The sequence below is a fragment of the Pararhizobium arenae genome (assembly GCF_001931685.1).
Lineage (GTDB): Bacteria > Pseudomonadota > Alphaproteobacteria > Rhizobiales > Rhizobiaceae > Pararhizobium > Pararhizobium arenae.
This window is the reverse complement of the sequence record NZ_MOOY01000002.1, coordinates 212,862-225,967: the sequence shown is the minus strand read 5'-3', so window position 1 is coordinate 225,967 and position 13,106 is coordinate 212,862. Positions and strand designations below refer to the sequence as shown.

Here is a 13,106-nt window from a genome sequence, read left to right as displayed (position 1 = left end):
TTTCAGGCAAAGCTCGCTTTTTCATCGGGCTGACGAATTTTTTCAATGTATTGCGAAACTTGCAGGAGCTTACCCGCGTAATGTCCGGTCAGAAGCAGAAGCAAAACCAAACCTGAGGGAATGAATGCAAGCAGGGCTCCTCGTCATCATCGCAGTCCTATTGTCGCTTGCCATGGCCGGAGCCTGGGCATTGCAGCGCGCGACCGGGCGCAGCGGCTGGATCGATACGATCTGGTCGCTTGCCGTCGGCGTGGGCGGATTGGTTGCCGCCCTTTGGGCGGAGGGAGACGCCGGACGCCAAATGACCGCAATGATCGTCATTGCGGCCTGGGCCCTGCGGCTCGGCGGCCATATCGGCCTGCGCACCAAGGGCAGCGGGGAAGATCCACGCTATGAAAAGCTGATGGCCGAATGGGGCGATCAAGGGCCATGGCGGCTTTTCGTCTTCTTGCAGGTCCAGGCGCTCGCAGCCTTCATTCTGGTGCTTGCGGTTTATCTCGCCGCGGTGAACCCTGCCGGTTTTCCTCGCCTACTCGATATCGCCGCTATCGCAGTCGCGGTTGCAGGTCTTTTGGGCGAGTCCATCTCGGATGCGCAACTCGCGCGCTTCCGCAAGACGCCACAGGCGAAAACGGATGTCTGCGAAACCGGTTTCTGGCGCTACTCCCGCCATCCGAACTATTTCTTCGAATGGCTGTTCTGGTGCGCCTGGCCGCTGCTCGCGCTCAATGCTTCGCCCTGGAGCTGGCTGTCCCTTGCTGCTCCGCTCCTGATGTATTGGCTGCTGGTGCACGTCTCCGGCATCCCGCCGCTGGAAGAACACTTGCTGCGCTCGCGCGGTGATAAGTTCCGGGCGGTACAGAGGCGCGTCAACGCTTTTTTCCCTGGACCCCGTAAAAATGGAGCCCCCTTATGAACATGCTGGCCTTGGCCATCAATGCGGCAGAACGCGCGCCCATCGGCGACGGGATGACCCTTTCGGCAATTGACTTCCTCTGCGGCCGCACCCGTCGTCGCCTGGAAGCCACATCGGCAGACACTGAAAACGCCTTTGTCGAGACAATGACCAAGTTTCCGATCGCAACCCACACCCAGGATGCCAACCGGCAGCACTACGAGGTCCCTGCGGAGTTTTTCGCCCTGGTCCTGGGTCCGCAGCGGAAGTATTCGAGCTGCCTCTATCCATCGGCGGATACCACGCTGGCGGAAGCCGAAAACTATGCCCTGTCTGACACAGTGCGGCATGCCGCGATCGAGGACGGGATGCGCATCTTGGAGCTTGGCTGCGGCTGGGGTTCGCTGTCGCTTCACCTCGCCCGCCAGTTTCCGAACTCCCGCATTACGTCCGTCTCGAATTCGGCGTCGCAGCGCGCCCACATCCTCGCGCTTGCCAGAGCCTCCGGGCTGGACAATCTTGAGGTGGTGACCGCAGACATGAACGACTTTTCGACCGATGACCGGTTTGATCGCATCGTCTCGGTGGAAATGTTCGAGCATATGTCCAACTGGCGGATGTTGCTGGAGCGCCTGCGCGGGTGGTTGACGCCGCAGGGCAAACTGTTTCTCCATGTCTTCACGCACAGGAACCGGTCGTACAGGTTCGATCATGACGACCCGGCGGACTGGATTGCCCGGCATTTCTTCACCGGCGGCATCATGCCGGCCCACGACCTGCCACACCGCTTCGGCGATCTCTTCAGCGTGGAGCACGAATGGCGTTGGTCCGGCACCAACTACCGCCGGACAGCACTTGACTGGCTCGCGAATTTTGACCGCAACATCGAGGATATCCGCCCGATCCTGCAGAAGGTCTATGGCCGAGATGCGAGCCTCTGGCAGCAGCGCTGGCGGCTGTTTTTCCTCGCGACCGCCGGTCTGTTCGGCCATGAGGACGGCAAGGTCTGGGGGGTGGGCCACTACCTGCTTGCGCCCGCGCGATGAAGCCCAACGAAGCTGAAGAGCTTGATCCGCTGACCCGGGCAACGGTTACGGTTGCCTGGGTGATCTTCCTCAACAAGCCCTTCTACCCGCTTTACGTCTGGTATCTCGTCGGACACGGCATCACCGCGTCGCTCGCGACGCTGATATCAGCCCCCTTCTTTTTCGCGGTCGTCCTTGTGGCGAAACGTTCGCCTCTGGCATCCCGCATCCTGCTTCCGGCAGTCGGGACGCTGGATACCGCCTTTGAAACAACGCTGTTCGGCCAGGGCTCCGGCACCGAACTGTTCTTTGCCGCCTGCATCATGCTGGTCGCCTTGTCGTTTCGACCGCAGGAGAAATTTTGGCAGTATGCCATGACAATCTTCGTCTTTGGCGTCTTCGTCGCCTCTCGCACCTTCAACGGCCAACCCTGGTATCCCTGGAATGCAGGCGAGCTTTCCACCCTGCTCAACCTCAACATTTTCGCGGTGGCCAGCCTTTTGGCATTCATTGCGCTTCGTTACGCCAGCAGCGCGCGGGCGTAGACGCCTCATCCTTTCATTCATCGTTCATAACGTTTCGATCAAGCCCTTGATACCGCCGCGCGACGCTCTATGTCGCGCGAGCGGCCTTGCGCTTGATCCGTCGATTATCAGGCGCTCGGGGTAGCTGCAGTTCCTACCTTTGATGAAATCGAGTTCTTTATGAATCAGCCTAAAGCGCCGGACACGTTCACAAGCCGGCTCGGCCTTGATCCCGTCGTGGCCATCAGCCTGGCCGGAGCCTTCGTGTTTTTCCTGGTCAGCGGTGCGATCGGTTATCTCAATCTGCAGACGCTGCGGGCCAACACCGAAAGGGTCGTGCACTCGCACAACGTCATCGTTTCCATCAACGAGCTTCTGTCAAAAACGCAAGATGCAGAGACAGGGCAGCGCGGCTTTCTTCTGACGAACGATGCTCGATATCTCGATCCCTACAACGCGGCGCTGATCGCGATACCGCAACTCATCAACAGGATCGGCGAACTCACGATCGACAATCCCGTACAGCAGCGGCGCCTGCAGGCTGCCAAACTGCGCGTCGATGCGAAGCTTGCGGAGCTCAAGGAAACCATCGACGCCCGGCGAGAGCGAGGCCTGGAAGCCGCCATTGCGATCGTCAACTCCGATCGTGGCAAGGTCGAGATGGATGCCGTGCGCGGACAGCTTTCCGTCATGAGCAGCGAGGAACTGAAACTTCGGGTCGAGCGCCTTGCGGAAAACGACAACGCCTACAACACGGCTTTCATCAGCAGCGTGCTTGCCGCCGTCCTCGGCATCTTGCTGACAGGGGCGGTCGGTATGCTTATCCGGCAGGCAACCCTCGCCCGCCGCCGCGAGGAATGGCTGCAATCCGGTCAGGTCGGGCTTTCCGGTGCCCTGATGGGGGATCAGAAGCTTGACGAACTCGGAGACAAGATTCTCGAATTTCTGGGGCATTACGCAGGCGCCGTCGCCGGCGCGGTCTTCGTTGCCGGCAATGACGACTACGAGCGCGTGGCAACCTACGGCGTGCCTCCGGAGGCCAACGTTCCGACCCGTTTTCGCTCCAAGGAAGGCCTGCTTGGGCAGGCGGCGTCCCAGGGGCGTGCGGTCATCGTCAGCGACGTACCGGATGGTTATCTCGCCTTCGGCTCGGCGCTCGGCCGCGACAAGCCACGACATCTTGTCATCTCTCCCGGCCGCGTCGATGGCGTGGTCAACACGGTCATCGAACTCGGCTTCGTCCGCCCGGTCAGCGAAAATCTCCTGACCCTGCTCGAACAGGCCTCGACCGTGATCGCAACAGCTGTCCGTTCGGCCAACTATCGCACGGAACTGCACAAGCTCCTTGCCGAAACGCAGCGCCAGTCGGAAGAACTTCAGGTTCAGGGCGAGGAGTTGCGGGTTTCCAACGAGGAGCTGGAAGAACAGAGCCGCGCCTTGAAGGAATCCCAGGCGCGACTGGAGCAGCAGCAGGTGGAGCTTGAACAGACAAACTCCCAGCTCGAGGAACAGACCCAGCAGCTGGAAAGCCAGCGCGACGAACTTGAGCGCGCCAATGCTGCAACCCAGCTGAAGGCACGTGAGCTGGAACAGGCAAGTCGCTACAAGTCCGATTTCCTTGCCAATATGTCTCACGAACTGCGCACGCCGCTCAATTCGTCCCTGATCCTTGCCAAACTGCTCGCCGACAATCCCGACGACAATCTGACGGCAGAGCAGGTGAAATATGCACAAACGATCCAGTCCTCGGGCAACGACCTGCTGAACCTGATCAACGACATCCTCGACCTCTCGAAGATCGAAGCCGGCCATGTCGAAATCCGGCCGGAAACAGTCTCCGTCGAGCGGCTGGCAGGCAATCTCCGCCAGGTTTTCGAGCCCATCGCCGGCAACAGGAATCTCGGCTTCGACATCGAGATCACGCCGGAAGCACCGGCCATCATCGAAACGGACCTTCAACGACTGGAGCAGGTGCTGAAGAACCTGCTCTCGAACGCCTTCAAGTTCACCGAAACCGGCAGCGTGAAACTTTCCGTTCGCCCGGCGCCCGATGGCCAGCTGGCGCTCTCGGTCACCGACACCGGCATCGGCATTGCCGAAGCGCAGCAGAAAAGCATCTTCGAGGCCTTCCATCAGGCCGATGGCACGATCAGCCGCAGATACGGGGGCACCGGGCTCGGGCTCTCCATTTCGCGCGAACTCGTGCGGCTTCTCGGCGGCAGCATCCACCTGAGGAGCAAGGAAGGCCAGGGCAGCACCTTCACCGTGATCATTCCCGTCGCCTACGATCCGGCGCTGGTCGCACCCCGCGATGTCGCCTCGCCCGCCCCCTTTGCTGCGGCCGCCGCGCCGGCGGAGAAGCCGCAGGTTCCTTCCGTGGTTCGTCAGGGCATCGTGGAAGACGACCGGGCCGCACCGTCAGACGACAAACGCATCCTGCTCGTCATCGAGGACGACAACAGTTTTGCCGCGATCCTGCGTGACCTTGCCCGCCAGATGGGTTTTCGTGCACTCGTTGCCGGCACAGCTCAGGAGGCCCTGCAGCTTGCCAAGCAGCACATGCCGAGCGCCATCGTCCTCGATATAGGCCTGCCGGACCAGTCCGGGCTCTCCGTGCTCGATCGGCTGAAGCGCGATATCCGCACACGCCATATCCCGATCCACATCGTTTCCGCCGATGACCATACTGAAACCGCGCTCTCGCTCGGCGCCGTCGGCTATGCGCTGAAGCCGGTCAAGCGCGAGCAACTCGTTGAAGTGTTGCAGAAACTGGAAAGCAAGCTCTCGCAGCGCATGCATCGCGTTCTGATCGTGGAAGACAACGAGGTTCAGCGCGAGGCCGTATCGAAGCTTCTGACCTCGCACGACGTCGAGACGGTCGCCGCCGGCACCGCTGCCGAGTGCCTGAGCCTACTGAAGGAACAGACGTTCGACTGCATGGTGCTCGACCTCTCGCTACCGGATGCCTCAGGGTATACGCTGCTGGAAACCCTGAGCCAGGACAGCGAACACTCGTTCCCGCCGGTCATCGTCTATACCGGCCGCGTGCTCTCCCCCGACGACGAACAGCGCCTGCGTCGCTATTCGAAATCGATCATTATCAAGGGCGCGAAATCGCCGGAGCGGTTGCTCGACGAAGTCAGCCTCTTCCTGCATCAGGTCGTTTCCGAGCTGCCGGACGAACACCAGAAGATGATCCGCAAGGCGCAGAGCCGGGATGCCCTGCTGGAAGGTCGCCGCATCCTTGTGGTCGAGGACGACGTTCGCAACGTCTACGCGCTTACCAATATTCTTGAGCCGCGCGGCGCGATCATCGAGATCGCCCGCAATGGGCAGGAAGCGCTGGACAAGCTGCAGAAGGCCGCGGAGCGGCAGGACGGCGCCATCGATCTCGTGCTGATGGACGTCATGATGCCGGTGATGGACGGGCTTACCGCCACCCGGGAAATCCGCAGGAACCCGGACTGGAAGAAACTGCCGATCATTACGCTGACGGCCAAGGCCATGCCCGACGACCAGCAGCGCTGCATCGATGCCGGCGCTAATGACTACATGGCAAAGCCGCTCGACGTGGAAAAGCTGTTGTCGCTCGTGCGCGTCTGGATGCCCCGCTGATGGAAATGCCCGGCCCGGAAAAGGTAGAGGACATCGAAATCCGGCTTCTTCTGGAAGCGCTCTACCATCAGTATCACTACGACTTTCGCAATTATGCCATGGCTTCGGTGAAGCGGCGGCTGAAGCAGGCGCGCGAGCAGCTGGGTTTCTCGACCATCTCGGCATTGCAGGAAAAGGTGCTGCACGATCCGTCCATGCTGCCGCGGCTCTTGGGCTTCCTTACCGTGCAGGTCAGCGAGATGTTTCGCGACCCCAGCTATTTCAAGGCGATCCGTGAACAGGTCATCCCGCACCTTGGCACCTATCCCTCGCTGAAGGTGTGGGTCGCCGGCTGCAGCGCGGGCGAGGAACTGTATTCACTCGTCATCCTCTTTCGCGAGGAAGGTCTCGAAGAGCGCACGCTGTTCTATGCGACCGATATAAACCAGGACGCCCTGCGTATGGCCGAAGCGGGTATCTACAGCCTCGACCGTATCCAGCAGTTTACCGAAAACCACCGCCGGTCCGGCGGGAAATCCTCGCTCTCCGACTATTACACCGCCGCCTATGGCCACGCCTCCTTCGACAAGTCACTGCGCCAGCGGGTCGTGTTTTCCGACCACAGTCTGGTGACGGACGCCGTCTTTGCCGAAATGCACCTGATCTCCTGCCGCAATGTCATGATCTATTTCGACCGTCCGCTGCAGGACCGCGCCATCGGCCTCTTCAAGGAGTCCCTGACCCGCAAGGGTTTTCTGGGGCTCGGTGCCAAGGAAAACCTGCGCTTTTCCGCTCACTCCAGCGCCTTCAACGATTTCGTGCGCGAAGAGAAAATCTATCAGCGGTGCGCGACATGAGCGACGTGCCGGAAAAAGCCGTCGTTATCGGAGCCTCCGCAGGCGCGCTGGAAGCGCTCTCCGTCATACTTCCGCAACTGCCGGCGGATGTTACGCCTCCGGTTATGATCGTGGTCCACGTCCCGCCGGACAAGCGAAGCGTGCTTTCCGAGCTTTTTCAGGCGAAATGCCGTGTTGCTGTTCTGGAAGCGGAGGACAAGGAGCCGATCCGGTCCGGCACGGTTTACTTCGCGCCGCCGGACTACCATCTGCTTGTCGAGACGAACGGATTGTTGTCTTTGTCGAGCGATGAACCGGTGCTTTTCTCCCGCCCGTCGATCGACGTCCTTTTCGAAAGCGCCGCCGACGCCTATGGTGCAGGTCTGACTGCCGTTGTCCTGAGCGGTGCCAACCAGGATGGCGCGCAGGGCCTGGCAAGCGTCGTGGAAGCCGGCGGCACGGCCATTGTTCAGGACCCGGACACGGCATTTGCGTCGGCGATGCCGCAAGCCGCTGTCGCGATGTGCCCGACCGCCCTAATTATGTCTCTGGAAGAGATCGCAACCTACCTGCAGAAAGCCCGATCAGCATGACCCCCGTTTCCTTTCTCCTTGTGGATGATCTCGAGGAGAACCTCCTATCGCTCGAAGCGCTCCTGCGGCGTGACGGCCTTCAGCTGCTGAAGGCGCGTTCCGGCGATCAGGCCCTGGAACTGCTGCTGGAACACGACGTCGGGCTAGCCTTCATCGACGTGCAGATGCCGGGCCTGAACGGTTTCGAGCTCGCCGAACTGATGCGCGGCAACGAGCGCACCCGGCGTGTGCCGATCATCTTCGTGACCGCCGGCAGTGCCGACGGCCAGCGAAGATTTCGCGGATATGAAGCCGGCGCCGTCGATTTCATCCAGAAGCCGATCGAACCGGACATTCTGCGCAGCAAGGCCGATGTATTCTTCGAACTGTGCAGGCAGCGGCAGCAGATCGCCGAGCAGCGCGACGCGCTGGAAGCGCAGGCCGCCGCCCTGAAGGAAGCCGACCGGCGAAAGGACGAGTTCCTCGCGACACTGGCCCACGAGTTGCGCAACCCACTCGCGCCGCTGCGCCACGGGCTGGATATCCTGCGCCGCAACCCGAACGTCGAGGCGTCCGCCGATGTTCGCGACATGATGGACCGCCAGCTCGTCCACATGATCCGGCTGATCGAGGATCTTCTGGACGTGTCGCGGGTCAGCCAGGGCAAGATCGAGCTACGCCGGCAACAGACACGGGTGGAAGACGTTGTTCGCGCGGCCATAGAGACAAGCCATCCGCTGATGGAACAGGCCGGGCACAAGCTTTCCGTCGATATGCCGCCTCACCCCATCTGGCTCGATGCGGATCAGGCCCGTCTCTCGCAGGTGGTGGCGAACCTCCTCAACAACGCCGCAAAGTATACGCCAGCCGGCGGCAGCATCGGCGTGACCGTGGCCGTCGAGGGGAACAACGCCGTCATCGACGTATCCGACACCGGCGTCGGCATTCCCGCCAATATGCGCTCGAATATCTTCCATCTGTTCGAGCAGGTAGATCATCACCTTGACCGGTCGCAGGGCGGTCTCGGTATCGGCCTTGCACTCGTTCGGCAACTGGTCGCGTTGCATGGCGGAACGGTGGAAGCGTTGGAAGGTCGAGGCGGTCGGGGCAGCATTTTCCGCGTTCGCCTGCCGCTCGCAGCCGGCTTCGACCTTACACCGGACGTCCCCGCCCCGCCGAAGGATGACCTGCCATCGCGCCCGCTCAGGGTGCTGGTGATCGATGACAACGTGGATGTCGCGAACACCATGGGCTGGATGCTGGAAGAGATCGGCCACGACTACGAACTTGTGCATGACGGCCGTGAGGCGTTGCAGACGGCGCACCACTACCGCCCCGACGTCATCCTGCTCGACATCGGGCTACCGGGCATGAACGGCTACGAGGTCTGTCAGGCCTTCCGCCAGGACGCGCTCTTCACCGGCACGCCGATCATCGCCCAGACGGGCTGGGGGCAGGATCGCGACAAGGAACGGGCCTCCGAAGCCGGCTTCAGCCATCACCTCACAAAGCCGGTTGCGCTCGATACGCTTCAAGAGACGCTCGCAAAGATCACCGCCTGATCTCCCACGCGCGCGGCGCCGACACTGCTCAGTAGCGGGATGTCACATCCTCCGACTGCGCGAACGAGGCGTTATCCGAAACGCGCCAGAGCAGTGGCAAACATCTGCGTGTCGACATTGCCGCCCGAGGCGACGGCGATCACGGCATCGCCGTCCAGAGCGTGACCATGGAACAGGGCAGCCGCGAGCGCCACGGCACCGCCCGGCTCAATGACGAGCTTCAGCCTTTTGAACGCCAGCGCCATCGCCTGCAAAACGTGTTCTTCGGAGAGGGCGATGCCGGCGCCGGCCAGACGCTGCAAGATCGGCAACGTCAGTTTTCCCGGCTCCGGGGTGACAATGGCATCGCAGATGGAGCCGCTCAGCGCCGCATTGCGTTCGACCTTGCCGGATGCCAGCGAGCGGGCAGTGTCGTCGAAATCTTCAGGCTCGCAGGTCCGCACGCGAAACCCGGGAGCAACCGCCTCGAGCGCGAGCGCGATGCCCGAACTCAGACCGCCGCCGCCGCAGGGCACCAGCACATCCGCCGCGTTCACCCCCTCATCCTGCGCCTGCTCGGCCAGTTCGAGACCGACGGTGCCCTGACCGGCAATCACGAAAGGCTCGTCGAAGGGCCGTATCAGCGTGAGGCCCCGTTCTGCGGCGATACCCGCGCCGATCGCATCCCGGTCCTGCGTTTTGCGGTCATAGAGCACGACCTCCGCTCCAACGGCCCTGGTATTGTCGATCTTCAGCCGCGGCGCATCCGACGGCATGATGATCACGGAGTCAACGCCGTGCAGCTTGGCGGCCAGCGCGACACCCTGAGCATGATTGCCGGAGGAGAACGCGATCACGCCCCGCGCCCGTATCTCCGGGTCGAGGCCCGACACCGCCGACCATCCGCCGCGAAACTTGAAGGACCCGGTGTGCTGGAGGCATTCCGCCTTGACCAGCACCCGTCTGCCCGCGATCTCGTCGAGGAAAGGCGAAGACAGCAAAGGCGTGCGCCGTGCCCGTCCCTGTAGCCGGGCGCGCGCGGCGACAATCATTTCGATCGAACTCATGTACGTCTCTTCCCACCTGAATGATCCTCCCTGATTAGAGGGCAAACCGGGGAATGTGAACGCAGGATATTGTCACCGTGACATACCCAAGAGGCAATGCGGGAAAGGTGATGGGCCTGCGATATGCATGAATCCGTAGCCGATCCGGTTATCCGCGCGATAGCGCAATCGGCGTTTCCTGCTGTTCGGATCGCAGGGTGCGCTGCACGGAAACATCGATACCGGCTTTCCGCAGGCCGTCGATGAAATGCTCCTGATCCTCGGTCCGCAGAATGCGCCGGGCCACCTCATCGCGCGCGCCCGCGACATATTCCGGGGCGTTCAGCTCCAGCCAATTCCTCTCCAGCTGCGCCTCCAGAAGCTTTCCGCGCTGGCCGTATATCGCCGTCAGGATCAGGTGGTGGATCGGATTGTCCTGCAGGTCAACCGCACGGGCCAGGCGCTCGGCCTCTTCATAATCGCCATCCATGTAGTTGCAGACGGCCATGGCCGCCCGGAAATAATCGACCGGGCCGGGATTTCGATCGACCGCCCGGGAAATCAGGCCGCAACCGCGCGCCCAGTCGCCGGAAAGGGCAAGGCGGAAGCCATATTCACCCGTGAATTCGGTATCGTTCGGATTGAGGGCGAACGCCCGCTCGCCGACGGCGAGTGCATTTCGCACGTCGCCTTTGAAGAAATAGCTGAGCATTTCCGCCTGGAGCGCGCGCACATTGCCGGGGTCGAGCTCCACCGCACGCTGCGCCGCCTGCACGGCCATGTCCAGCGGCGGCGGGCCTTCGGGTTTCAGGCGGTATCGAAACCGCAGTTCGTCGAGATAGGTAAGCGACAGCAGCGCCCAGCCGGTCGCATGGTTCGGGAAGCGGGAGACAACCTCCTTGAGGCAGGTCTGGACCGCGGCGTGGCTCTGCCGCTTGAGGTCGGCGCGATAACCGTAATAGGACAATCCGCAGGCATAGGCCGCGGCGTCTTGGGAAGGCGCGTCGAGTACCTCCGACGCATTGGCCTGAAAGATCACGCCGTAGGGCTGGGCCAGCGCGGTCGCCACCTCGCCGGAAATCTCGGTTTCGACGTCCATGAGCGCACGCTGGCTCATTTTCGCGTCATAGGTTTTTGTCCAGACGATCGCGCCATCGGCACGATCGACCAGCCGGGCCGAAAACCGCAGCCGTTCGTTATCGAGCCGGATGCGCCCCTCCAGCCGATAGAACGGGAGATCCGACACGGAAGACGCCGCACCGCTTGCCGTCGCGGCGTCTTCCGAGACGACCCTGATCTCCTTGAAGCGCGCCATCTGGCCGATGACTTCATCGTTGAGCCCCCGCGTCAGGAGAGCGGATGTCGGCGTTCCCGTAATATCCTCGAAGGTGGCGACCATCACGTTCGGCATGGCCGGCACGGTGTTGTCGGCGACACTTTGGCCCGTTCCCGAAAGTTTCTGCAAGGAGAAGCGATCGGCCAGGCCCCAACATGCAAGCCCTACGACCAGAAGGGCGGCGCCCGCCAGCAAGACTGTCTGGGAACGGCTCCTGGGTAGCGCAACCGCTGGCTCGGTGGCCTCCCTCGCCGTCCTGATCGTGAGCTCGTTGAAACGGGTGAAAGCCGGAACGTAGCCGCCTTTCGGGATCGTGATGAGGATCGGGTCCCTCTGCCCGGCAAGCAGATAATAATGCTCAAGCGCACGACGCACCCGCCCCGCCTCGATGCGAACCACGGGATCGTTCTGGGCATCGAAGGATGCGTCACGCCCAAAGACCTCGATCGCGATGGAATAAGCCTTGATCCGGTCGGCGCGGCACTGCAGCGTCTCCTCGATCACGTAGGCGAGAAACCTCTGCGCCCGCTCGGGCGCATCGAAAGCAGGACTCGACCGGATTTTCGCTAGCTGTTCGCGGATTTCCTGATCTGTGGGCGGCGCATAGGCATCCGCAGAAATCTCATCGGGACGTGCAGATGTCATTCTGTTACCCCCACTCTGGCGCTCTCCCAGAAGAACGGCCCCCGCACGTCTGGGTACGCGCAGATACACTACGCAACATAAGGGCGCAGATCAACGACAGTTTCTTGCACGATTGTGGTCGCGGCTACTCCTTCACGATGTCCCAACGGTCGCCAGGATTGAATGTCCGGATTTTTTCCGCGAGCGCGGACGTCTCGCCGCCCAAGTTCGCTTCGTAGAGAATACCGCTCTTGTTGATCACAAAGGTCTTGACGCCGGTGATGCCGTATTTGACCGGCCATGCGACGAGCCCGAAGCCGGCGATCATGTTGCCGTTGATCACGTAGTCATACCTTCCACCGGCCACGTTTTCGCCTTGCGCGGTCAGGATACGATAGCGATAACCGTTATAGCCGAGCCCTGCCTTCGCCTTCTCCAGGGCATCGCCCTCCACGAGGCCGGAGCCGGCCGGGCTTTCATCGGCGTCTCCCTGTTCGGATGGCCAGTAAAGCCCGTCATGCTGGCCATCGCTGCTGATCAGCTTCTGCGCATATTCCAGCACGCCGTCGTTGTCATGGTCTTGCGAGGTGTAATCCTCCTGCGCCTCGACATAAGCGCGCATGGTGTCGATCGTCGATATCTCGTTTTCGCCCACGCGACGATCGGCAATCTCCTCAAGCCCCGCATAGGTATCGAAAGACCATTTGCCGTTGTCGGCCTTCACAAGCGGAAATGGCAGCGGCCAGAGCTGGTCTCCGATTTCCAGGATCTTGTCGCCCTCGCGGTCCTCAAGAACCAGCTTTTCCTTCACGCCGGCCTGGATGTCGGCATAGGTATCAGTTGCGCCGTCGCTGCCCTTGGCCTTGGCCGCATCCAGCCCGAGAAGGCCCGCCAGCGCGTCGAAATCGCCACCCTCGACTGTCGACCTGAAAGCCTCGACAGCCTGCTCGGGCGTATCGAACTCCGGCGGGGCAGTCTGCGAAATATACGCCTCAAGCGGTGGATCGTTATCGTCTTCGGCGGCGAAGGCCATTCCCGTCAGGAACGTACCGTTCAGCAAAAGCGCCGCGAGCGCCGAAAGCATCAGTCTGTTGCGCGCCATGGTCATTGTTT

The 13,106-nt window shown here is 61.8% G+C and carries 10 protein-coding genes; 7 read left to right on the top strand and 3 right to left on the bottom strand.

Annotated elements, in window-relative coordinates:
• Positions 1-124 precede the first annotated feature (124 nt).
• The 7 genes from BLX89_RS04485 to BLX89_RS04455 all read left to right on the top strand — a co-directional run bounded on the left by BLX89_RS04485 (position 125) and on the right by BLX89_RS04455 (position 9,008).
• A complete protein-coding gene (locus BLX89_RS04485; protein WP_075289458.1) occupies positions 125-916 on the top strand; it encodes a DUF1295 domain-containing protein in 792 nt (263 codons plus the stop codon).
• Complete coding sequence (locus BLX89_RS04480) at positions 913-1,941, top strand: SAM-dependent methyltransferase (RefSeq protein ID WP_075289457.1); 1,029 nt, start codon at positions 913-915, stop codon at positions 1,939-1,941. Before BLX89_RS04485 ends, BLX89_RS04480 begins: the two co-directional genes overlap by 4 nt.
• On the top strand, positions 1,938-2,465 hold the full coding sequence (locus BLX89_RS04475) for a hypothetical protein (protein WP_075289456.1): 528 nt from the start codon (positions 1,938-1,940) through the stop codon (positions 2,463-2,465). Before BLX89_RS04480 ends, BLX89_RS04475 begins: the two co-directional genes overlap by 4 nt.
• Positions 2,466-2,624: 159 nt before the next feature.
• Positions 2,625-6,059, top strand: a complete 3,435-nt coding sequence (locus BLX89_RS04470) for a response regulator (RefSeq protein WP_075289455.1) — start codon at positions 2,625-2,627, stop codon at positions 6,057-6,059.
• Complete coding sequence (locus tag BLX89_RS04465) at positions 6,059-6,895, top strand: CheR family methyltransferase (protein ID WP_075289454.1); 837 nt, start codon at positions 6,059-6,061, stop codon at positions 6,893-6,895. Before BLX89_RS04470 ends, BLX89_RS04465 begins: the two co-directional genes overlap by 1 nt.
• The gene (locus tag BLX89_RS04460; protein WP_075289453.1) at positions 6,892-7,467 is read left to right on the top strand and encodes a chemotaxis protein CheB; all 576 of its coding nucleotides are present in this window, start codon (positions 6,892-6,894) and stop codon (positions 7,465-7,467) included. Before BLX89_RS04465 ends, BLX89_RS04460 begins: the two co-directional genes overlap by 4 nt.
• Positions 7,464-9,008: a response regulator gene (locus BLX89_RS04455; protein ID WP_075289452.1), complete on the top strand. Its 1,545-nt coding sequence runs from the start codon at positions 7,464-7,466 to the stop codon at positions 9,006-9,008. The genes BLX89_RS04460 and BLX89_RS04455 overlap by 4 nt, the downstream gene beginning before the upstream one ends.
• Before the next feature lie 71 nt (positions 9,009-9,079).
• Here BLX89_RS04455 and BLX89_RS04450 read toward each other — a convergent pair whose 3' ends face one another.
• The 3 genes from BLX89_RS04450 to BLX89_RS04440 form a co-directional block, all read right to left on the bottom strand.
• Positions 9,080-10,054: a threonine ammonia-lyase gene (locus BLX89_RS04450; RefSeq protein ID WP_075289451.1), complete on the bottom strand. Its 975-nt coding sequence runs from the start codon at positions 10,052-10,054 to the stop codon at positions 9,080-9,082.
• Positions 10,055-10,202: 148 nt separating this feature from the next.
• Positions 10,203-12,014, bottom strand: a complete 1,812-nt coding sequence (locus BLX89_RS04445) for a hypothetical protein (protein WP_075289450.1) — start codon at positions 12,012-12,014, stop codon at positions 10,203-10,205.
• 124 nt (positions 12,015-12,138) lie between these two features.
• Complete coding sequence (locus BLX89_RS04440) at positions 12,139-13,101, bottom strand: DUF2950 family protein (RefSeq protein WP_075289449.1); 963 nt, start codon at positions 13,099-13,101, stop codon at positions 12,139-12,141.
• Positions 13,102-13,106 lie beyond the last annotated feature (5 nt).